Genomic DNA, 20,367 nt, shown 5'->3' on the forward strand with positions numbered 1-20,367 from the left:
AGGCTGCCGTCACACCGTCCAGCCGGGGCTTTCCGCCGCCGCCACATGCATCAGCTGATCCAGCTGGCGCAGCGCCCGGTGCAGCTCCTGCCGGTTGGCGGCGGCACCCAATGAGATCCGCACCGCATCGTTGATCGCCACGCCTTGAGGCGTGAACGCCGATGACGGTGCGATGCCCAGCCCCTGCAGGCGCGCGGCGTGGGTGAGGCTGGCATCGGTCCAGTGCGCGGGAAGGCGGCACCAGGCGTGCACGCCCGCGCAATGCTGCAGGAACCGCGGCGACAACGCCGACCGCGCCAGATAGCGTCGTTCGGCCGCTTCGTCCTGCACCAGTTTCAGCATGGCCTGCGCGGAGCCGTCCAGGATCAGCTGCGTCACCAGGGCGTTCATCAGCGGCGGCGCCATCAGGTTGACCGCGCGCAGCGCATCCAGCATCGGCTGCCGGTCCATGCCTTCGGGAAGGCGCACGAAGCCGGTGTGCAGGCCCGGACTGAGGCACTTGGAGAGCGTGGAGATGTAGCAGGCGTGCCGCGGTGCCAGCAGCGCGAGCGGGGCAGGGGCGTCCTCCAGCAGCAGCCAGTAAGGATCGTCTTCGATCAACTGCAGGTCCTGCGCGCGGATCACCTCGGCCAATGCCTCGCGGCGTGCCTGCGGCATCGTGTGGGCGGTCGGGTTCTGCGCGGTCGGGTTGAGATAGACCACGCGCGCGCCCCGTTCTTTCGCGGTACGGGCCAGCGCATCCGGGCGCATCCCGTGCTCATCGCACTCGACCACCTGGAGGCGCCGCTGCAGCACCCGCGCGGCATGCAGCAGCCCGGGATAGACCAGCGGCTCGCACAGAATCGTGTCACCGGCGTCGGTCAGCGCCAGCAACAGGGCGGACAGCGCAGCCTGCGCGCCTTCCGTGACGATCAAGGTGTCGGCATCCACCTTGCCGAGGATCGGCTTGAGCCACTGTTGTGCAGCCCGATGATCTGCCCGGCTTCCGCCGCCCACGTGATAGGTCATCAGGTTGCCGACGTCGCTGCGGGTCAGCACCGATGACAGGCCACGCTGCAGCATGTCCGCCACCTGACCGCCGCCGGGGCTGGGCGGCAGGTTCATGCTCAGGTCCACCAGTTGGGTAAGTTCCACCTGCGGCGGCGCGACGAATGACCCCAACGGGCCACGGGCATCGATCAGCCCGCGCTTGCGTGCCTCGGTGAAGGCACGGGTGATGGTGGTGAGGTCCACCTTCAGCTCGGTGGCCAGCGCACGCTGTGCGGGCAGCCGTTGGCCGGGACGCAGCGCACCGGACCAGACCGCACGTTCCAGCGCCTGCACGATGCGCAGGTACACCGGCCCGTGGCCATCGGCGATGAGGGGGCTCCATTCCATGCGCGCATGGTACGCGCGCCGGGCAGAGCGGCTGCGACAGTGTGTCGCATCATGTATGGATCATGTCGTTGCCTAACGTACGCGGCTGCGGCGGGCACCCCCCATGCATATCGGTCATGCAGGGGGGTGTTCGCCACTTTTCATGATCCGGGCCGCCCGGCCCGGCACTGCGTTGGAAGGGCCGTCACGCATGAACCCCGCTACACACTCCGCTCGCCGCGCCACGCTGGCCGGTCGAGCCCGCGCCGGACGCTGGTTCGGCCTGGCAGCGCTGCTGCCACTGCTCACCGGGTGCAAGAACCTGGAGCTGTTCAACCCCATGGGCAGCATCGCCGAGCAGGAAATGCAGCTGATCCTGGTCTGCACCGGCCTGATGCTGCTGGTGGTCATCCCGGTGATCATCCTCACGCTGTACTTCGCCTGGCACTACCGCGAGTCCAACAAGAAGGCCACCTACGCACCCAACTGGTCGCACTCCACCGCGATCGAAGTGGTGGTGTGGACGATTCCGTGCCTGATCGTGGTCGTGCTCGGTGTGCTGATCTGGAAGAGCACCCACGCGCTGGATCCCTACCGCCCGATCGAATCGGACACGCCCGCGCTGCGCGTGGAAGTGGTCTCGCTCAACTGGAAGTGGCTGTTCATCTACCCGGACCACAACGTGGCCACGGTCAATGAGCTGGTGATGCCGGTCGATACGCCGGTTGCGTTCAAGCTGACCTCCGAGTCGATGATGAATGCTTTCTTCGTGCCGCAGCTGGGCAGCATGGTCTACACCATGCCGGCGATGCAGACCCGCCTGCACCTGATCGGGCATACGCCGGGCACCTACGCCGGCATGTCTTCGGCCTACAGCGGCTCGGGCTTCTCGGACATGAAGTTCGATGCGCGGGTGGTGACGGCGGCGGACTTCGACCAGTGGCTGGCGCAGTCGCGCGGCACCGCCGTCCATCTGGACCAGGCCCGCCTGGCCGAGCTGGAGAAGCCGACCCACGGCGCGCCGATGCAGCGCTTCGCCAGCGTGGATACCGGTCTGTTCGACAGCATCCTGCGCCGCTACGGCGGCATGCCCGACGACGAAATCTGCCTGCCCGGCGAAGAACCCGGCGCGACATCCCAACTCGTAAGCCTGGCCGCGTCTGCCAGCCGTACCGCGGAGAACTGATTGTGCTTGGAAAGTTGAACCTCGAAGCGATTCCCTACCACGACCCGATCATCATGTCGGCGCTGGTGGGCTCGCTGCTGCTGGGCGTGGCGATCGTCGCGGCCATCACGTATTACAAGAAGTGGGGCTACATCTGGACCGAGTGGATCACCTCGGTGGACCACAAGAAGATCGGCGTGATGTACATCATCCTGGCCCTGGTCATGCTGGTGCGTGGCTTCGCCGATGCGCTGATGATGCGCGCCCAGCAGGCCATCGCCGCCAATGACAGTGCCGGCTACCTGCCGCCGGAACACTACGACCAGATCTTCACCGCGCATGGCGTGATCATGATCTTCTTCGTGGCCACCCCGCTCATCGTGGGCCTGATGAACATCGTGGTGCCGCTGCAGATCGGCGCGCGCGACGTCGCCTTCCCGTTCGTCAACTCGCTCAGCTTCTGGCTGTCGGCGGTGGGCGCGGTGCTGGTGATGCTGTCGATGTTCGTCGGCGATTTCGCCGCGACCGGCTGGGTGGCGTATCCGCCGCTGTCCGGCATCGAGTACAGCCCCACGGTGGGCGTGGACTACTACATCTGGTCATTGCAGGTCTCCGGCATCGGCACCACGCTGACCGGCCTGAACTTCATCGTCACCATCCTCAAGATGCGTGCGCCGGGCATGGACCTGATGAAGATGCCGGTGTTCACCTGGACCGCATTGATCACCAACATCCTGATCGTGGCGATCTTCCCGGTGCTGACCGCGACCCTGGCGTTGCTGACCATGGATCGCTATTTCGGGATGCATTTCTTCACCAATGACGCCGGCGGCAACGCCATGATGTACGTCAACCTGATCTGGATCTGGGGCCACCCGGAAGTCTACGTGCTGATCCTGCCGTGCTTCGGCGCGTTCTCGGAGATCATCGCTACCTTCTCAGGCAAGCCTCTGTTCGGCTACCGCTCGATGGTCTATGCGACCTCCTCGATCGGCATCCTGTCGTTCTTCGTGTGGCTGCACCACTTCTTCACCATGGGTTCGGGTGCGAACGTCAATGCCTTCTTCGGCATCATGACCTCCATCATCTCGATCCCCACCGGGGTGAAGCTGTTCAACTGGCTGTTCACCATGTACCGCGGCCGGATCCGCTACCACTCCTCGACGATGTGGACCATCGGCTTCATGGTCACCTTCGCGCTGGGCGGCATGACCGGCGTGATGCTGGCGATCCCGGGTGCGGATTTCGTGCTGCACAACAGCCTGTTCCTGATCGCGCACTTCCATAACGTGATCATCGGCGGCGTGGTGTTCGGCTGCCTGGCCGGCATCAGCTTCTGGTTCCCGAAGGCCTTTGGCTTCACCCTCAACGAGCGCTGGGGCAAGATTTCGTTCTGGTGCTGGCTGGTCGGCTTCTATCTGGCCTTCATGCCGCTGTACGTGCTGGGCTTCAAGGGCATGACCCGCCGCATGAACCACTACGGGGTGGAGGGCTACCAGCCGTGGCTGATCGTGGCCGCCATCGGTGCGCTGGTGATCGCCGCCGGTATCGCCGCGATGTTCATCCAGTTCTATGTCAGCGTGCGTGACCGCAAGGCCAACATGGACCTCACCGGCGACCCGTGGAATGCGCGCAGCCTGGAGTGGGCCACGTCCTCGCCGCCGCCGTTCTACAACTTCGCCAAGCTGCCGGCGATCACCTCGCTGGAGCAGCATTGGGACGACAAGCAGCACGGCCGTGCCTGGCAGCGCCAGGACACCTACGAAGACATCCACATGCCGCGCAATACCGCGTCGGGTGTGGTGATCTCGGTGTTCAGCCTGGTGCTGTGCTTCGCCTTGGTCTGGCATATGTGGGTGCTGGCCGGCATTGGCCTGATCGGTGTGATCGCGACCTTCGTGTTGCGCTCGTATGACCGTGATGTGGACTACTACGTGCCCGCCGCCGAGGTGAAGCGCATCGAAGACGCGCACTTCGCGCAGATGGAAGGAGCCAAGGCATGAGCGGCGATACCCTGAACGCTGCCACGCAGCACGGGCAGCTCGCGGCCGGTCATCACGACCACGCCCATGAGCACCATGACGACGGCAACAAGACCGTCGTCGGGTTCTGGATGTACCTGATGGGCGACTGCCTGATCTTCGCGGTGCTGTTCGCCACCTTTGGCGTGCTGCTCAACGGGACGGCCGATGGCCCCAGCGGCAAGGACCTGTTCAAGCTTGGCTTCGTGCTCTCCGAAACGGTGGTGCTGCTGCTCAGCAGCTTCACCTTCGGCCTGGCGATGCTCGGCATGCAGGCCGGCAAACGCAACCAGGTGGTGGGCTGGCTGGCCGTGACCGGCGTGCTCGGTGCGGTCTTCATCGGCATGGAGCTGTATGAGTTCGCCGAGCTGATCCATGAAGGCGCCACCCCGGATGTGAGTGCCTACCTCTCGGCGTACTTCACGCTGGTGGCCACCCACGGCCTGCACGTCACCTTCGGCCTGCTGTGGCTGGCGATCATGATCCACCAGGTGCTGAAGTTCGGCCTGGACGGCATCGTGCGGCGCCGCCTGGCCTGCCTGAGCCTGTTCTGGCACTTCCTGGATCTGATCTGGATCTGTGTGTTCACCTTCGTCTACCTGAGGGAGTTTGTATGAGCGGCCACGCCACCCTGAAGGGCTACATCCTCGGCCTGCTGCTGTGCCTGGTGCTCACCGGTGCCTCGTTCGGCGTGGTCATGACCGATCTGGTCCCGCAGCCGCTGCGGCTGACCGCCATCGTGGTGCTGTGCGTGGTGCAGCTGGTTGCCCAGCTGGTGCTGTTCCTGCACATCGGGGCAGGGCGCAGCCAGCGCGAGAACACCGGCATCTTCCTGTGCACCGCGTTCCTGATCGCCATCGTGGTGGCCGGCTCGCTGTGGGTGATGCACAACGCCAACCTCAACATGATGCCGATGCAGATGTCGGGCACGCCATGAGCGGGTCACGCTCGGGTGTCCTGGTTGCCGGGCTGCTGTTGATGTGTTCGGTGATGCCGGTGGTGGCTGCGGCCGCGCAGGCCCACACCGCGGCAACGGTGTCGGTCAGCGATCCGTGGGTGCGCCTGCCACCGCCGGCGGCGAACGTGGCCGCCGGGTATGTGCAGCTGCATAACGGCGGCGGCGAGGACCGGCTGCTGTCGGCCGCGTCCTCTGCGTTTGCCGAGGTGCAGATCCATGCCATGCGCATGGACGGAGAAGTGATGCGCATGCAGGCGCTGCCCGATGGCCTGGCGTTGCCTGGCGGCCAGACGTTGGCGCTGCAGCCCGGGGGATACCACCTGATGCTGCTGAAGCCGAAGCGGCCGTTGTCGGCCGGCCAGACGGTGCGGGTGACGCTGCAGTTTGCCCGCAGCGCAGCGCAGGTGGTGGAGTTCAGTGTGCGCGATGGCCTGGTGTCGCACGGGGCGGTGAAGTGACGCGCTGGGCAGCCGCGGGCCTGCTCACGCTGGCACTGCTGGCCGGCTGCGCCGACGGCCAGGCGCCGGTGATGGGCCAGGCGGCACTGGGGGCGGTCAAGCTTGAGAGCAGCGACGGGCGCACGCTCGCCATCCGCGATCTGCAGGGCAAGCCGACCCTGCTGTTCTTCGGCTTCACCCATTGCCCCGAAGTGTGCCCGCTGAGCCTGGTCAAGGCGGTTCAGATCAAGCAGCTGCTGGGCCCGGCGGCAGAGCAGCTGCAGGTGGCCTTCGTCACCGTCGACCCGCAGCGCGATACGCCGGAGCACCTGCGCGAGTATCTGGCGGCCTTCGATACCACGTTCCTGGGCCTGGCCGGTGACGAGGCCGGTACCCGCGCCATCGCCGAAAGCCTGGGCGTAAGCTATCGGCGCGTGGGTGAGGGTGACATGGCCACCTTCGAGCACACCGCCTCGTGGTTCCTGCTCGGCGCTGACGGGCAGCTGCAGGATGTCTACGGCTATGCAATGAGCGAACAGGACATCGTCGAGAAGCTGCGCGTGCGGCTGGCGGTGGCGGAAGGGTGAGCCGGCTGACCGCCACAGCCCGGTGGGTCGCGCGGCCATGAGCCGTGCCGGTGCGCACCGCGCGGACGCCGTCCTGCTGCTCGGCTCGGCTGGCTGCGCGCTCACCGTGCTCGATACCAACGTGGTCGGCGTGGTCCTGCCGACCATCGCCCGCGATCTGTCGGCCTCGTTCGCAGATATCGAATGGGTGGTCAGTGCCTATGTGCTGTGCTTCGCCTCGCTGCTGCTGCCCGCCGGCACCCTGGCCGACCGGATCGGGCGTCGCCGCCTGTTCCTGATCGGCTTGAGCCTGTTCGCGCTGACCTCGGTCGCGTGCGGTATCGCCGGCACCGCCATGGCCTTGTACCTGGCACGGGCCGGGCAGGGCGCGGCAGCAGCGTTCATGCTGGCGCCAGCGCTGTCGCTGATCGGTCATGCGCACCAGACCCCGACATCACGCGCGCGCGCGTGGGCGATCTGGGGGGCGATCATGGGCCTGACCATGGTGCTCGCGCCACTGATCGGCGGCGCTATCGCCACCTGGTTTGGCTGGCGCTGGGCCTTCCATATCAATCTTCCGCTGTGCCTGCTGCTGGCGGGTCTGAGCTGGGCCTTCGTGCCCGAGTCGCGCGATCCGGTCAGCCGCCGCATCGATGTGCCGGGCGTGCTGCTGTTCGCCGGCAGCATGCTGTCCTGGACCTGGGCGCTGATCCGTGGCCCGGTGGAGGGCTGGGGCAGTGCCGCGGTGTTGACGTGGCTGCTGGCCGGCACCGCGTTGGGCGCGGGTTTCATCGTGGTCGAGCAGCGACGTGCCCAGCCCATGCTGGAGCTGCGCCTGTTCCGCGCGCCCGCACTGGTGGGCGCGGTGCTGGCGATGTTCGCCTACGCCGCCTGCGTGCAGGTGATGGCCTCGTTGCTGCCGTTGTTGCTGCAGAACGCCCGCGGTGACAGCGTGCTGCAGGCCGGCATGCACATGCTGCCGTTCGCGCTGGCGATGCTGCTGCTCCCGTTCGCGGGGCGCCGGCTGGGGACGCGGTGGGCTTCCGGTCGGATCCTGGCGCTGGGCCTGGGCGTTGCCGTGATCGGCAACCTGGGTATCGCGGTGGCGCTGTGGCAACACAGCGATGTCGGCCTGCTGCTGGCGATGGCCGTGCTCGGCAGTGGCGGTGGCCTGCTCAACGGCGAAACACAGAAGGCCATCATGAGCGTGATCCCGCCGGATCGCGCCGGCATGGCCTCCGGCATCAGCACCACCGCGCGCTTCTCGGGCATCCTGATCGGGTTCGCCACGCTGGGCGCGGTGCTGTCCAGCCACGTACGCGATGCCGCCCGCGGGGCGTTGACCGAGGCGGGGCAGGCATGGTCGCCGGCCTTGATCGAGCGCGTGGTGGTCGGCGAACTGTCCGTGTCCGGGGCTGCACACGACACCCTGACACAGCTGGCGCGCCATGCCTATGGCGACGGCGCGGCGTACGCATTCGTGACCGCGGCGGCCATGGCATTGGTGGCGATGCTGCTGACCAGCACGCTGATGGCCAAGCGCTAGACAGTCCGAAGATGGCGTCCGCGCATGGCGTGGATCCGGCCGGCGTTCACCACGCGCGGGCCCGCACGTCCCAGCAGGCGGCGGTGAATGTCACCGAATCGCCGTCGACGAACGGCTCGAAGGCATGCAGCACCGCGTCGAGCACCTGCGTTCGGACGTCCGCAGCAAGGTCGTCATTGCGCAGCGCGCTCCCGACCGGTCCGAGCAGCGAGACGTAGGTCGCCAGATCCGCACGGTCGATGCGGCACACGACATCCAGCGGCAGCAGCTCGATATCCTCCCAGCCGCCGTCGCTCAGGATCTGCTCGACCCGGGCCTGATCGGCAAACGCGAACTGACCCGGTGCCCCGGGTGAGCGAGGTGGCATCTGCAGCCAGGGTGCCGCGGCGCGCTCGGCGGTGGTCATGAATGCGTTCTCGTCCGGCCTGCGCCAGGCCAGCGCCTGCAGCACGCCGCCGCGTTTGGCGGCGCGCTGCAACTGAGCGAAGGCCTGCACCGGGTCATCGAAGAACATCACGCCGAAGCGCGACACGATGCGGTCCAGACTCCCGGGTGCGAACGCATGCTGCTGCGCGTCGGCGACGATGAAGTCCACTGCCAGCCCGGCCCGCTGCGCGCGCTCACGCGCCAAGGCGATCATCGGGGCGGAGATGTCGACCCCGGTGACGTGTGCCTCCGGACCCAGCCGTCCGGCAATGGCCAGCGCCACCGCGCCGGTCCCGCAGCCCACATCCAGCACCTGCGCATCGGTGCCCGGCGCGATGGCATCGAGCAGGTGAGTGGCCAGCGGCGCGAACATCTGGTCGAGAAGGCGCTGCGCTTCCACCCAGGCCTCACCGGCCGGGCCATTCCATAACGCATGCTGCGAGGTGTCGGTCATTGCAGGGCTCGATCTGGCATTGCCAGTGGGATGAGGAGGCTGCACTGTGCCACCTCAACCAACGTTGAGGTCAAGTGGCCAGGCCTCAGCCCCGCCACACATCCACGAGAAGTTTCACGTTCAAGACGATGATCAGGCCGCCGATCAGCCACGACAGCACGATCAGCCAGCGTGGCGCCACCAGCATCCCAATCTTGGCCTTGTCCGAGAGGAACCGCACCAGCGGCACCACCGCGAACGGCAACTGCATGGAGAGCAGTACCTGGCTCAGCACCAGCAACCGCGCGGTGCCTTGCTCCCCATAGATCGCGGTCACCACCACCACCGGCACGATCGCGATGCCGCGGGTGATCAAGCGCCGTGCCCACGGGGCGATCCGCAGGCGCAGGAAACCCTCCATCACGATCTGGCCGGCCAGCGTCGCCGTCACGGTGGAGTTGATGCCCGAGGCGAGCAGGGCGACCGCGAACAGGGTCGAGGCCAGCCCCACACCGAGCATCGGCGCCAGCAGCTCATACGCCTGCTCGATTTCCTGCACATCGGTACGGCCCTGCGCATGGAACACGGCGGCGGCCAGGATCAGGATCGAGGCGTTGATGAACAGCGCCAGCATCAAGGCGATGGTGCTGTCCGTCACTGCCCAGCGCAGTGCACTGCGGCGCCCGGCATCGGTGCGCGGGTAAGCGCGCGTCTGCACGATGGAAGAGTGCAGATACAGATTGTGCGGCATCACGGTGGCACCGATGATGCCGATCGCCAGGTACAGCGCCTTGGGATCGGTCACCACCTGCGCATGCGGAATGAACCCGGCCAGCACTGCCTGCAGCGGCGGCGCCGCGATGACCATCTGGATCGCAAAGCAACCGAAGATCACCAGCAGCAGCGCGATCACGAAGGCTTCCAGCGCACGGAAGCCGCGGTTCATGAGCAGCAGCACCAGCACCACGTCCACCGCGGTGATGATCGCGCCGGCCAGCAGCGGGATGCCGAACAGCAGCTTCAAGGCGATCGCGGTGCCGATCACCTCGGCCAGATCGCAGGCAATGATCGCGATCTCACACAGCAGCCACAGGCCGAGGTTCACCGGGCGTGAGTAATGGTCGCGGCAGGCCTGCGCCAGATCCCGCCCGGTCGCGATGCCCAGGCGTGCCGACAGCCCCTGCAGCACGATCGCCATCAGGTTGGAGAGCAGGATCACCGAGAGCAGCAGATAGCCGAACTGCGCACCGCCCGCGATGTCGGTGGCCCAGTTGCCCGGGTCCATGTAGCCGACCGAGATCATGTAGCCCGGGCCGAGGAAGGCCAGCAGGCGGAACCACCAGTGGCCGCCCGTAGGCACCGCGACGCTGGCGTTCATTTCGCCCAGGCTGGGGGTGTGCCCGGTCGATGAGGGCCAGGCGGGGGGATGCTCGGGGCGGCGCGGGATGTCCACGGCCGCAATATAGCAGAGGCTAAGTTACTAAGGCTTTGCAATCTGAGGCATCCCAACGCCTTAACCCTGAACCGCGTATCGTCACCGCTCTTTTCAGCTGGAGTGGGTGCATGCGTTGGATCGTGTTGTTGGCCGCCTTGGCCATGCCCGTGGTGGCGTGGTTCTCACAGACCGGCATGTTCGGCCCGACCAACGGTGCAGTCTCCGACCAGTACCCGACGCTGCTGGTCGCGGCCGGGTACGCCTTCGCGATCTGGGGCGTGATCTTCCTGTGGGATGTGTTGTTCGGGTTCTGGCAGCTGCGCCTGCGCAAACCGGACATCACTGGCGTGCGCCCGTGGGCCGCGGCCGGCTTCGCGCTGACCGCCGCGTGGATGCCTGTCTTTTCCAACCAGTGGTTCCTGCCGGCGCTGGCCATCATCTGGGCCGCGTTGATCTGCCTGATCGTGGCTGCGTATCGCGCTTCGCCAATCACCGCTCCCGGCGGTCAGCGCGCCTGGGCCGCGTACCCGCTCGGGCTGCACGCCGGCTGGCTGTCGTTGGCGGCCTACCTCAATACCGCCCAGGTAATCGTCGCCTACGGCTGGCTGCCGACGGACAACATGCTGGGCTGGAGCCTGGTGCTGCTGGTCCTGGCCACGCTGCTGGTGCTGGTGGTCAACCAGCTGCTGCGCGGGCACTTCGCCTATCCGGCGGCCGTGATCTGGGCGCTGGCCGGCATGTACGTCAAACAGTCCGGCTGGGACCTGCCGGGCGCGGCCAACATCGCCACCCTGGCGCTGGTGCTGATCATCATCGTGGTGATCCAGACGGTGTGGCTGCGCGTACGCGCTTACCGCCAGCCGCGCGCCATCGTCGCCGCGCACCGTCATCGCCGTTGATTCTTTCTGCAGGAGACCCCCCATGAACATGTTGATGAAGGAGCGCGGCTGATGCGCGCTGCCCTCCATACCGCCTTTGGCGATCCGACCCAGGTCCTGCATGGTGGCGATGTGCCGCAGCCGACCCCCGCGGCCGGTGAGGTGCGGATCCGCACCGTGCTGGCACCGATCCACAACCACGACCTGTGGACCGTGCGTGGCCAGTACGGCTACAAGCCCGAGCTGCCCGCGGTCGGCGGCAGCGAAGGCACCGGCGTGGTCGAGGCGCTGGGCGAAGGCGTCGAAGGCCTCACGATCGGCCAGCGGGTCAGCGCCGCCTCGGTGCATGGCACCTGGGCCGAGTACTTCATCGCGCCGGCGCGCATGGTCATCCCCATGCCGGACAGCATCGATGACAACACGGCCGCGCAGCTCATTGCCATGCCGCTCAGTGCGCTGATGCTGCTGGAATTCCTGCAGGCGAAGGAAGGCCAGTGGATCCTCCAGAACGCGGCCAATGGCGCGGTCGGCAAGGCCTTGGCGATGCTGGCCAAGGCGCGTGGGGTGCACTGCATCAACCTGGTGCGGCGCGATGCCGGCGTGGCCGAGATGGCCGAGCTCGGCATCGACCACACCATCTCCACCGCGCAGTCGGACTGGATGGCGCAGGTGCAGGCCAAGGTCGGCAAGGCCTCGATCGCCGCCGCCGTGGATTCGGTTGGCGGACGCGCCAGCAGCGAGCTGATGACGCTGCTCGGCGATGGCGGCACGCTGGTCTCGTTCGGCTCCATGACCGGCGAGCCGATGCAGCTCAGTTCGGGCGATGTGATCTTCAAGCAGGCCACGGTGAAGGGCTTCTGGGGCAGCAAGGTCAGCCAGGCGATGGCGCCGGAGGACAAGCGTCGCCTCGTTGGCGAACTGCTGCAGCTGGCCGCACGTGGTGGATTGAGCCTGCCGGTGGACGGCGTGTTCGGGCTGGATGAGGTCGGTGATGCCGCCAAGGCCAGCCTGGAGCCGGGCCGCAACGGCAAGGTGCTGCTGCGTCCCTAAGCAGCGGCGCGATCTCTATGCCGGTTACACATTGAAGGCGGACCGAGAGGTTCGCCTTCAATGTTTCTGTGTCGGGCGCTGGTGGATAGAGCGTGTTCCAGAGCCTCGTAAGCAAGGGCCTGAGCTCAGTCTTGCGCCTGAGAAACTGTCTCCGCCGAGTTGTTAGGTTGCCGCGCCCGAGGCTATAGAAGATGATGCTGTTGGAGCTACTGCTACGTACGGTGTGAACTGCCTTCGATGCAGTTGGAAGACATGGTCCAGTCGCATTGAATATTGGATTTTTTGAATCTTAGGGAAGAAGATCGTGTCTTTGAACGATGTCGGTACTATTTTTGTGTCTATTCCTTGGGACTACTCCAAGGAGCGAGTGCGGTTGGATCTGACTTCCTTGAGTAGTGGAAGGGTCAAGAGCATTGCCACTTGGGAGGTTTGGAAGGAGGACGGACGTACAGTCCATCTCAGTGCACGCGTAAAGTACCAAGTGCTGAACGACGGGAACCACGAGATTCAACTCGAATACCGCCCATCCGATCATCCGAAGCTCAGGGGTTTCGACTGTACTTGGGGGCGGTCCACCATTGTGGTGGACAAATCTCTTCGAACCGCTAACGCCACGTGGACGACAGTCCCTGAATCGCCTGAGCTAGACGGCGCAGTGGTTTGCAAGGTCCATTTGGAGCAACAGGCTTCAATCAAGGTCCAGAGGGCCAAGGTTCGTACTAACCAGTCTCGCTTCAAGAAGAGCCTAGAAAGATGGGGCAGCTGCTGTGTGATTACCGGAGAAACGCTAACCGCACTCCTTGATGCTGCTCATATTCACGATGTAGAAGATGGCGGATCAGATGAGCCCGAGAATGGGGTTCTCATGCGTGCTGACGTCCATCGATTGTTCGATGGCGGATACTTCGCGATAGGAAAGAACGGGAGGCTGGCTCTCTTGAAGCATATGCCTAGCGAGTATGCAGATCAGCTGAAGGGTAGAGTCATCGATCCTGAAACGATCGCACGAATAAGGCCGTATCTAGATCTTCGGCGCAAGCGCTGAGCGCGTGATCAGAGAGATTGAGTGACGGCGGGTGTCAATTTGACTGTTACGTCCTGCGCAACGCCTCGATCACGACCTTCATCGCGCTCGAGGACTGCCGGCGGCTGGGGTAGTAGGCGTAGTACCCATCGAAGGGATCGCACCAGTCCTCCATGACACGCCGCAACGTACCGGCGGCGATGTCATCAAGCACCATGTCCTCGGGCAGATAGGCCAGGCCCGCACCCACCAGTGCGGCACGATGGATCGCGCTGCTGCCGTTGAAGGTCCACTGACCGTCCACGCGCACGTTCACTTCCTCGCCGTCCTTCTCCAGATCCCACACCATCAGCCCGCCGTGGGTGGGCAGGCGCAGCCCGATGCAGTTGTGCGCGGCCAGGTCGGCCGGTGCCTGCGGCGCGGCATGCGTGGCGAAGTAGGCCGGGCTGGCCACGATCGCCATGCGCAGCGGCGGGCTGATCGGCACGGCAATCATGTCCTTGGCCACGCGGCCGCCCAGCCGGATGCCGATGTCGTAGCGCTGGGCGACGATGTCGGCCAGGCCATAGTCGATGGTCAGTTCCACATGCAGATCGGGATAGGCGGGCAGCACGGCGGACAGCCGGGGCCACACGAGCGTGTCGGCGGCATGCTCGGCCGTGGTGATGCGGATCGTGCCAGCGGGCCGGTCACGGTACTCGCTGATCGCGGCGACCTCGGCCTCGATCTCCTGCATGCGCGGTGCGACGGTGTCGTACAGCCGCTCGCCGGCCTCGGTCATCGAGACACTGCGTGTGGTGCGGGTCAGCAGGCGCACCCCGAGGCGCTCTTCGAGCCCGCGCACGGTGTGGCTGAGTGCGGATTGCGAGACACCCAACTGCGCCGCCGCACGGGTGAAGCTGCGCTCGCGCGCGACGGTGACGAACACCTGCAGATCGTTGAAATTCTCGCGGGCCATGGGGCGGGGCCAAGAGCGCATGGCAGTCATGCGCGCCCATGATGAGCGCGGCCGACTGATGAACTCAAGCGGCTTTGTTTCGTGATTGATGAGCTGCAGTTATGGCTGCATGCCGATTGGGGCGGGTAGTGCCCGCGCGGGGGCAGGCCTACAGTGGGTGTCCCCGGCGGGCGCCGCCGTTCCTTCAGGAGAGGCCTCCATGGACCTGTTCACTGCCGCACTGTCGCTTTCGATGGCCGCCGTCGTGCCCGCCGAAACGGCACCGATCCGCATCACCAGCGCGGGCACCGCCGCGTCCACCGCCGGCCCGGCGGACTACTTCACCGGTCGTGTGCGTATCGATGCACCGTTCCAGACCGATGCGCCGACGCGCGTCAGCGGGGCCACGGTTACCTTCGAGCCCGGCGCACGCACCGCCTGGCACACCCATCCGCTGGGCCAGACGCTGATCGTCACCGCAGGAATCGGCAGCGTGCAGGAATGGGGCAAACCCGCGCGTGAGATTCGGCCGGGCGACATCGTCTGGATTCCGCCGGGCGTCAAGCATTGGCATGGTGCGAAAGCTGCCACCGCAATGACCCATATCGCAATCGCCGAAGCGGTCGATGGATCACCGGTAACGTGGATGGAGCAGGTCAGCGACGCGCAGTACAGCGGCAACTGAACCACGCCCGGCGATGGGGACGGCCGTGTCACATCCACCTGCGTACCCTCACAGGCCGAATGAAACAGGAGAACCGTCTTGAGTACCGTTTTCATCGTCGGCGCGGCCGGCAAGGTCGGCCGTCACCTGGTCAAGCAGTTGGCCGACAAGCAGCATCGAGTGCTCGCGCTGCATCGCCGCGCGGAGCAGGCCGCTGAACTGGACGCACTCGGCGCTACGCCGGTCACCGGTGATCTCACCGCCACCGACGTGGGCACGCTGGCCGGCCAGATGCGCGGCAGTGACGTGGTTGTTTTCACCGCCGGTGCCGGTGGCGCAGGGGTGGAAGTGACCAACGCCATCGACGGCCGCGGCTTGGAGCTCGCGGTGGATGCCGCCCGGCAGGCGGGCGTGCGCCGCTTCCTGCTGGTCTCGGCATTCCCGGAAGCGGGCCGCAACAAGGGGATGGGCGAGGGTTTCGAGAATTACATGACGGTCAAGAAGCGCGCCGATGTGTATCTGGCCGCGACCGATCTGGACTGGGTGATCCTGCGCCCGGGCACCTTGAGCGATGCCCCGGGCACCGGCCGCGTCACGGCGGGCCCGGCGATTGCCTACGGTGATATCCCGCGCGCCGATGTGGCCGCCACGCTGGTCGCGCTGGTGGAGCATCCGCAGGTGCGGCGCACGATCATCGAGTTGACCGAAGGCGACCGGCTTGCCGATGAGGCGATCGCGCAGCTTGGCCGGGCGTAACTCGGGCCGCCGTGTGCGGCAATGGTAAAATCACGTTTCCACCCGCAACACAGACGAGCACGCCATGACCAACGCCCCCTTCTATCCCATCGGCACCCCCGGCCAGCCCTGGGGCGCAGCGGAGAAGGCGCAGTGGCGCGCTCGCCAGGTGCCGCAGCGCCGCTATGCCGACGATGTGCTGCCGGCGGTGGACGCGCTGCGGGATGCGTTCGAGGTGACCCAGTACGGCACGCTCGAGTACGCGCCGGACCAGTACCCGCTGTTCGCCGTACGCAGCCGCGACTGGAACGCCGCACTGCCGACGGTGCTGGTCACCGGTGGCATCCACGGCTACGAAACCAGTGGCGTGCAGGGCGCCTTGCAGTTCCTGCAGACCCGCGCGGCTGACTATGCCGGCCGTGCGAATCTGCTGGTCGTGCCCTGCGTCAGCCCGTGGGGCTACGAGCGCATCCAGCGCTGGAACGCCGAGGCGATCGATCCGAACCGCTCGTTCATCGCCAACAGCCCGGCGGCTGAATCGGCCGCGCTGATCGCGCTGGTCGCGCCCCTGCGCGGCAGCATCGTGATGCATATCGACCTGCACGAAACCACCGATACCGATGAAACCGAGTTCCGCCCGGCGCTGGCCGCGCGCGACGGCAAGCCGTTCGAGCCGGGGTTGATCCCGGATGGTTTCTATCTGGTCGATGACACTGAAAATCCGCAACCGGCCTTCCAGACCGCCGTCAATGCGGCCGTCGAGCGGGTGACCCATATCGCCCCGGCCGACGACAAGGGCGAGATCATCGGTTCCCCGGTGGTCGCCCCGGGGGTGATCGAGTACCCGCTCGAAAAGCTGGGCCTGTGCGCCAGCGTCAGCGGCGCCAGATACACGACCACCACCGAGGTGTATCCGGACAGCCCGCGTGCCACCCCCCAGCAGTGCAACGACGCCCAGGTGGCGGCGATCTGCGCGGCGGTCGACTACGCGCTGGCACATCCAGTTTCGTAATTGTTGTATGGATGGAGACATCCAGATTTGGAAAATGGTGATTCGCATTGCATAGGCCGCTCGGGTCCTCTGCCGCCGTTTTTCGAAGGATTCAGATGTACCCCGCGCCCCCTGTTTCCACGTTCGGCCTCTTGAAAGGTGTGCTGGTCGTGGGCTTTTTACTGCCCTTGACCGGCTGCATGAAAAGCCCAGCCGAAGCGGCCTGCAGCGATGCACTCAGAGAATTGGCCCACAGACGCTTCTCCGGCAATCCTTTATGGGTATCGGTGCCCTCGCCAGACAGTGTTGTCGAGAACGGCAACATCACCCAGCTTGAATGGAGCCGCGCAAGCCGTATCCGACTGAGGAGCGAGAGAGGGCAGCTGGTGTCCGCTTCCTGCACCTACACGGGCAGGCAGCTGATCGAGGGAGTGGGTTGGCATTCCGGTACCCAGCTGTCCGTCGAGTTCGCCAGATAGGGGGTGGCATGTTCAGGATCAGTGCGTGACATCTGTCGTTAGCAGAAACTGATCCAGCAACCACAGCGCCGCTGGCCCCAGCGGCGCGCCTTTGCGCCATACCGCATCGGTGGAGACCAGCCGCGGCCAGCCGGGCAGGGGCAGCTCCAGCAGCATGCCCCGGCCATAGCGCGCCACCAGTGCGCGCGGTAGTTCGGCCCAGCCGAAGCCGTCTTCGGCCATCTCCAGCACCATCAGATAATCCGAGGCCGACCAGGTGCGGCCGCGTGCATGGCCCTCGCGCGCCGCGTCGCCGCTCAGGCAGATCTGGCGATGGCTGGCCAGGTGGGATTCGTCCGGCGCGTGCAGCGTGGCAAGCGGGTGACCGGTCGCAACGAACACCGCCATCTCCGCGCGCAGGGGCAGGGCGCGCACCGCCAGTTCGGACGGGTAGGCCGGCTGATGCGGCATCAGCCCGAGATGGGCACGGCCGCGCTGCACGACATCGAGCACGTCACTGCCTTCGGCATCCAGCCACTCCAGTTCGATATCCGGAAACCGCTGCTCGAACCGGCGCAGCAGGTGCTGGTCCGGGTTGAGCTGATAGATGTCCGAGAACACCAGGGTCAGGCGCGGCTCGACCTCGTCGGCAAGGCGGATGCTCAGCTGTTCGAGGCGGTCGGCGGCAGCGAGGATTTCCTGCGCATGGCCGAGCACCTTGCGGCCGTCGTCGGTCAGGACGGGATAGCGGCCGCTGCGGTCGAAGAGGGTCAGGCCCAGGGCGGCCTCGAGCGTGGCGATCGCGGTGCTGATGGTCGACTGGGTCTTTTTCAGGCGCCGCGCGGCGGCGGAGAACGAGCCGAGGGCGGCCGCTTCCACGAAGGCGTGCAGGGATTCGGGGCCGTAGCGCATGGATGTATCGCCTTTATCGATGGATTCCATTTTTGGCCTGATGGAAACGACGATGATAATGGGCGCGTCGCTCCGGTGTCATCACACAGCAGATCACCCGGCAAACAGCGACGTAGGTGCATCCAAGGAGCTTTCATGCACGCACAGGTGCATCCGCAACCCCGTGCCCGTGGCGGTCTGATCGCCTGGGCCTGCCTGACCGTGGCGATTGTCGCCGAAGTGGTCGGCACCTCATTCATGGCCGATGCCGCCCGTCATGGGGGCTATCTGGGCTATGCCGTGATGGCCGTCGCCCTGGCCGTTTCGTATTACTTCCTCGCGCTGTCCGTGCGCGGCATCGCGGTGGGCGTGGCCTACGCCGTGTGGGAAGGCCTGGGCCTGACCCTGCTGACGCTGGTCGGCATGCTCGTGTTCAAGGACAGCCTGTCCGTGCAGCAGATGATCGGGCTGGTGATGGCGGTGGTCGGCATCGTCTGCGTCACCCTTGGCGAGGCGCACACGCCATGAACCTTACAGCCTTCCTGTTCGTGCTGTGTTCGGCACTGATCGATATCGCGGCCAACATGATGGTGGCCAAATCCGATGGCTTCCGTAAGCCGGCGTGGGGTTTGGCCGCGATCGTGCTGGTCTGGATCGCCTTTGCGCTGCTTGGCCAGGCGGTCAAAACCATGGATCTGGCCACCGCCTATGCGATGTGGGGCGCCATCGGGGTGATCGGCACCGCCGTCTGCGGGCGCGTGCTGTTCGGCAACCGCCTGCGCCCGATCGGCTGGGTGGGGATCGCGCTGGTCACCGCGGCGGTGGTGGTGCTGTCCAGCCATTGATGAACGTCGGTTGCCTTTGGTCGCTTCATGAGTGGCGTTGCGTCGCGGAGCTCAGGGGGGTGAAACGATGATGGGCGTGAGATCTGTCAGCGGCAGGCGGCAATCGGACGTGACGTGGATTCGGACACGGCGTCCAATGGCATAGCAGTCGCCCATCTCCTGAATCTCTGCAATGGAGGCGGGTGCTTTGCAATAGTCGAAGACGTCGTCAATGTCCAGGCACCACAGGCCCTCCAGCATCATCAGGTGGACGCCCGAGCAGATCGAGTTGAACTGGTTGCCTTTCCAACGGACATGGAGATCGACCACATCTTCGATGACTATCCTGACCGTGTCCCACTGGCCGCCCGGCACGGCGTTGTTTCTTGCATAGAGAATCGCCTGCGCGCATAGCGCACCCTTCTGTGGATAAAAGAAGCCGAAAGAAAGTATCAGCCCATCATTGAAGTGGTCGTAGTCGGCCAGTAGTGCGTTGGCAGTGGCGATCACACGGGTTCCCTCGTCATCCGACTGAAGTAAATCGCTGCCGCAGGACTCGGCAGCAAGGAGCGGGAACATACATCGTTGGCATGGGATCGCGCCGCCGAGGAGCGGGATTTGGCCCGCTGCACCCCGTATCCGGTCATTGCGGGCCTAGGGGGAATAATCAGGTATGTCGCTTTTGAGCAAGATGGCGCCTCATTCCCAAATGAAACACTCGATCAGCGGAACAACTGATTCAGCACCGCCCCGGAGGCCGCATCGGCGAACCCGTCGAAGCGGCCTTCGTCCATCAGCAGCTGCGAAGCCCGCATCATCCCGCCCCAGGCGGTGCGCGCCATCGCACCTCCGACACTGACCCGGCGCACGCCCATGCCGGCGATGTCCTGCAGAGTGAACGGCGATGCGCTGCCGACCAGCAGGTTGACCGGGCGCGGTGCCACTGCGGCCACCACCGCTTCGATCTGCTCGCGGGTGGTGATGCCCGGCGCAGACAGACAATCCGCACCGGCCTCGGCATAGGCACGCAGGCGGGTGATCGCATCGGCCAGGGCGGGGCGGCCGACGAAGAAATTCTCGGCGCGGCCGATCAGCAGCACGTCCTCGCCGGACGCGTCGATCGCGCGGCGGGCGGCACGTACCCGGGCCACCGCGTCGTCCAGCGTGCGCAACGGATGCGCGGGATCCGGGCTGGCATCCTCGATGGAGATGCCGGCCACGCCGGTGGCGATGGCAAGGGTGACGTTGCTGCCGACCGCTTCCAGCGTGCCGAAGCCATCGCCGAAATCGGCGTTCAACGGCAGCGGGGTCGCAGCGGCCAGGCTGCGCAGGTGTGCGAGGGTCTCCTCCAGCGTCAGCGTGCCGTCGGCCTGGGCCTGGCTCCACGCACAACCAGAACTGGTGGAGGCAAGTGCCTGGAAACCCACGCTGTGCAGGTAGCGTGCGCTGCCTGCATCCCACGGGTTGGGCAGCACGAAGCAGCCCTCCTCGTGCAGCGCACGGAAGGCCGCGCGGCGCGGGCGGGGATCGAAGGACAGGTCCGTCATGGTGCGCATCCGGTGAGCAGTCACC

23 protein-coding genes are annotated in these 20,367 nt (G+C 65.9%); 16 read left to right on the forward strand and 7 right to left on the reverse strand.

Annotation, left to right across the window (positions count from 1 at the left end):
• Positions 1–9: 9 nt before the first annotated feature.
• A complete protein-coding gene (locus ACE026_RS01450) occupies positions 10–1,377 on the reverse strand; it encodes an aminotransferase-like domain-containing protein (protein WP_486037308.1) in 1,368 nt (455 codons plus the stop codon).
• A gap of 190 nt (positions 1,378–1,567) precedes the next feature.
• Here ACE026_RS01450 and cyoA point away from each other — a divergent pair, with 190 nt between their 5' ends.
• The 7 genes from cyoA to ACE026_RS01485 are packed head-to-tail and all read left to right on the forward strand — an operon-like array spanning position 1,568 to position 8,049.
• Complete coding sequence (gene cyoA, locus ACE026_RS01455) at positions 1,568–2,542, forward strand: ubiquinol oxidase subunit II (protein WP_088434204.1); 975 nt, start codon at positions 1,568–1,570, stop codon at positions 2,540–2,542.
• 2 nt (positions 2,543–2,544) lie between these two features.
• The gene (gene cyoB / locus ACE026_RS01460) at positions 2,545–4,524 is read left to right on the forward strand and encodes a cytochrome o ubiquinol oxidase subunit I (RefSeq protein WP_486037310.1); all 1,980 of its coding nucleotides are present in this window, start codon (positions 2,545–2,547) and stop codon (positions 4,522–4,524) included.
• Positions 4,521–5,159, forward strand: coding sequence for a cytochrome o ubiquinol oxidase subunit III (gene cyoC / locus ACE026_RS01465; protein WP_486037312.1), 639 nt, complete (start codon positions 4,521–4,523; stop codon positions 5,157–5,159). The genes cyoB and cyoC overlap by 4 nt, the downstream gene beginning before the upstream one ends.
• A complete protein-coding gene (gene cyoD / locus ACE026_RS01470; RefSeq protein ID WP_399617738.1) occupies positions 5,156–5,479 on the forward strand; it encodes a cytochrome o ubiquinol oxidase subunit IV in 324 nt (107 codons plus the stop codon). The genes cyoC and cyoD overlap by 4 nt, the downstream gene beginning before the upstream one ends.
• Positions 5,476–5,958 (forward strand): copper chaperone PCu(A)C, encoded by a 483-nt coding sequence (locus ACE026_RS01475; RefSeq protein WP_486037315.1) that lies wholly within the window; start codon positions 5,476–5,478, stop codon positions 5,956–5,958. Before cyoD ends, ACE026_RS01475 begins: the two co-directional genes overlap by 4 nt.
• On the forward strand, positions 5,955–6,524 hold the full coding sequence (locus ACE026_RS01480; RefSeq protein WP_486037317.1) for an SCO family protein: 570 nt from the start codon (positions 5,955–5,957) through the stop codon (positions 6,522–6,524). The genes ACE026_RS01475 and ACE026_RS01480 overlap by 4 nt, the downstream gene beginning before the upstream one ends.
• Before the next feature lie 37 nt (positions 6,525–6,561).
• A complete protein-coding gene (locus ACE026_RS01485) occupies positions 6,562–8,049 on the forward strand; it encodes an MFS transporter (RefSeq protein WP_486037319.1) in 1,488 nt (495 codons plus the stop codon).
• A gap of 46 nt (positions 8,050–8,095) precedes the next feature.
• On the opposite strand, the gene ACE026_RS01490 is transcribed toward ACE026_RS01485, so the two are convergent.
• Both ACE026_RS01490 and ACE026_RS01495 read right to left on the reverse strand, forming a co-directional pair.
• The gene (locus ACE026_RS01490) at positions 8,096–8,929 is read right to left on the reverse strand and encodes a class I SAM-dependent methyltransferase (protein WP_486037321.1); all 834 of its coding nucleotides are present in this window, start codon (positions 8,927–8,929) and stop codon (positions 8,096–8,098) included.
• A gap of 85 nt (positions 8,930–9,014) precedes the next feature.
• Complete coding sequence (locus tag ACE026_RS01495; RefSeq protein WP_486037677.1) at positions 9,015–10,355, reverse strand: Nramp family divalent metal transporter; 1,341 nt, start codon at positions 10,353–10,355, stop codon at positions 9,015–9,017.
• 116 nt (positions 10,356–10,471) lie between these two features.
• Between ACE026_RS01495 and ACE026_RS01500 the strand changes: the two genes are divergently transcribed.
• From ACE026_RS01500 to ACE026_RS01510, 3 genes are all read left to right on the forward strand, one after another.
• Positions 10,472–11,242: a hypothetical protein gene (locus tag ACE026_RS01500; protein ID WP_486037323.1), complete on the forward strand. Its 771-nt coding sequence runs from the start codon at positions 10,472–10,474 to the stop codon at positions 11,240–11,242.
• 51 nt (positions 11,243–11,293) lie between these two features.
• Complete coding sequence (locus tag ACE026_RS01505) at positions 11,294–12,271, forward strand: zinc-binding dehydrogenase (RefSeq protein ID WP_486037325.1); 978 nt, start codon at positions 11,294–11,296, stop codon at positions 12,269–12,271.
• A 373-nt stretch (positions 12,272–12,644) separates the two neighbouring features.
• A complete protein-coding gene (locus ACE026_RS01510; protein ID WP_486037327.1) occupies positions 12,645–13,316 on the forward strand; it encodes an HNH endonuclease in 672 nt (223 codons plus the stop codon).
• Positions 13,317–13,362: 46 nt separating this feature from the next.
• Here the strand turns inward: ACE026_RS01510 and ACE026_RS01515 are convergent, their stop codons facing one another.
• Positions 13,363–14,253 (reverse strand): LysR family transcriptional regulator, encoded by an 891-nt coding sequence (locus tag ACE026_RS01515; RefSeq protein ID WP_486037329.1) that lies wholly within the window; start codon positions 14,251–14,253, stop codon positions 13,363–13,365.
• 199 nt (positions 14,254–14,452) lie between these two features.
• Between ACE026_RS01515 and ACE026_RS01520 the strand changes: the two genes are divergently transcribed.
• From ACE026_RS01520 to ACE026_RS01535, 4 genes are all read left to right on the forward strand, one after another.
• Complete coding sequence (locus ACE026_RS01520) at positions 14,453–14,917, forward strand: (R)-mandelonitrile lyase (protein WP_486037331.1); 465 nt, start codon at positions 14,453–14,455, stop codon at positions 14,915–14,917.
• Positions 14,918–14,995: 78 nt separating this feature from the next.
• Positions 14,996–15,652, forward strand: coding sequence for an SDR family oxidoreductase (locus ACE026_RS01525; protein WP_486037333.1), 657 nt, complete (start codon positions 14,996–14,998; stop codon positions 15,650–15,652).
• Between the two features lie 64 nt (positions 15,653–15,716).
• On the forward strand, positions 15,717–16,643 hold the full coding sequence (locus ACE026_RS01530; protein ID WP_486037335.1) for a M14 family metallopeptidase: 927 nt from the start codon (positions 15,717–15,719) through the stop codon (positions 16,641–16,643).
• 95 nt (positions 16,644–16,738) lie between these two features.
• Positions 16,739–17,101: a hypothetical protein gene (locus tag ACE026_RS01535; protein WP_486037337.1), complete on the forward strand. Its 363-nt coding sequence runs from the start codon at positions 16,739–16,741 to the stop codon at positions 17,099–17,101.
• Positions 17,102–17,119: 18 nt separating this feature from the next.
• Here the strand turns inward: ACE026_RS01535 and ACE026_RS01540 are convergent, their stop codons facing one another.
• Positions 17,120–17,992, reverse strand: coding sequence for a LysR family transcriptional regulator (locus ACE026_RS01540; protein WP_486037338.1), 873 nt, complete (start codon positions 17,990–17,992; stop codon positions 17,120–17,122).
• A gap of 135 nt (positions 17,993–18,127) precedes the next feature.
• Between ACE026_RS01540 and ACE026_RS01545 the strand changes: the two genes are divergently transcribed.
• Positions 18,128–18,499 carry a DMT family transporter gene (locus ACE026_RS01545; RefSeq protein ID WP_486037340.1) on the forward strand — a complete coding sequence of 124 codons (372 nt, stop codon included), beginning with the start codon at positions 18,128–18,130 and terminating at the stop codon, positions 18,497–18,499.
• Positions 18,496–18,816: a DMT family transporter gene (locus ACE026_RS01550; RefSeq protein ID WP_486037342.1), complete on the forward strand. Its 321-nt coding sequence runs from the start codon at positions 18,496–18,498 to the stop codon at positions 18,814–18,816. The genes ACE026_RS01545 and ACE026_RS01550 overlap by 4 nt, the downstream gene beginning before the upstream one ends.
• 51 nt (positions 18,817–18,867) lie before the next feature.
• Here ACE026_RS01550 and ACE026_RS01555 read toward each other — a convergent pair whose 3' ends face one another.
• A complete protein-coding gene (locus tag ACE026_RS01555; protein WP_486037344.1) occupies positions 18,868–19,374 on the reverse strand; it encodes a hypothetical protein in 507 nt (168 codons plus the stop codon).
• 143 nt (positions 19,375–19,517) lie between these two features.
• A complete protein-coding gene (locus ACE026_RS01560) occupies positions 19,518–20,342 on the reverse strand; it encodes an isocitrate lyase/PEP mutase family protein (protein ID WP_486037346.1) in 825 nt (274 codons plus the stop codon).
• Positions 20,343–20,367: the final 25 nt, after the last annotated feature.

The organism is Stenotrophomonas sp. AGC87 (genome assembly GCF_057333975.1).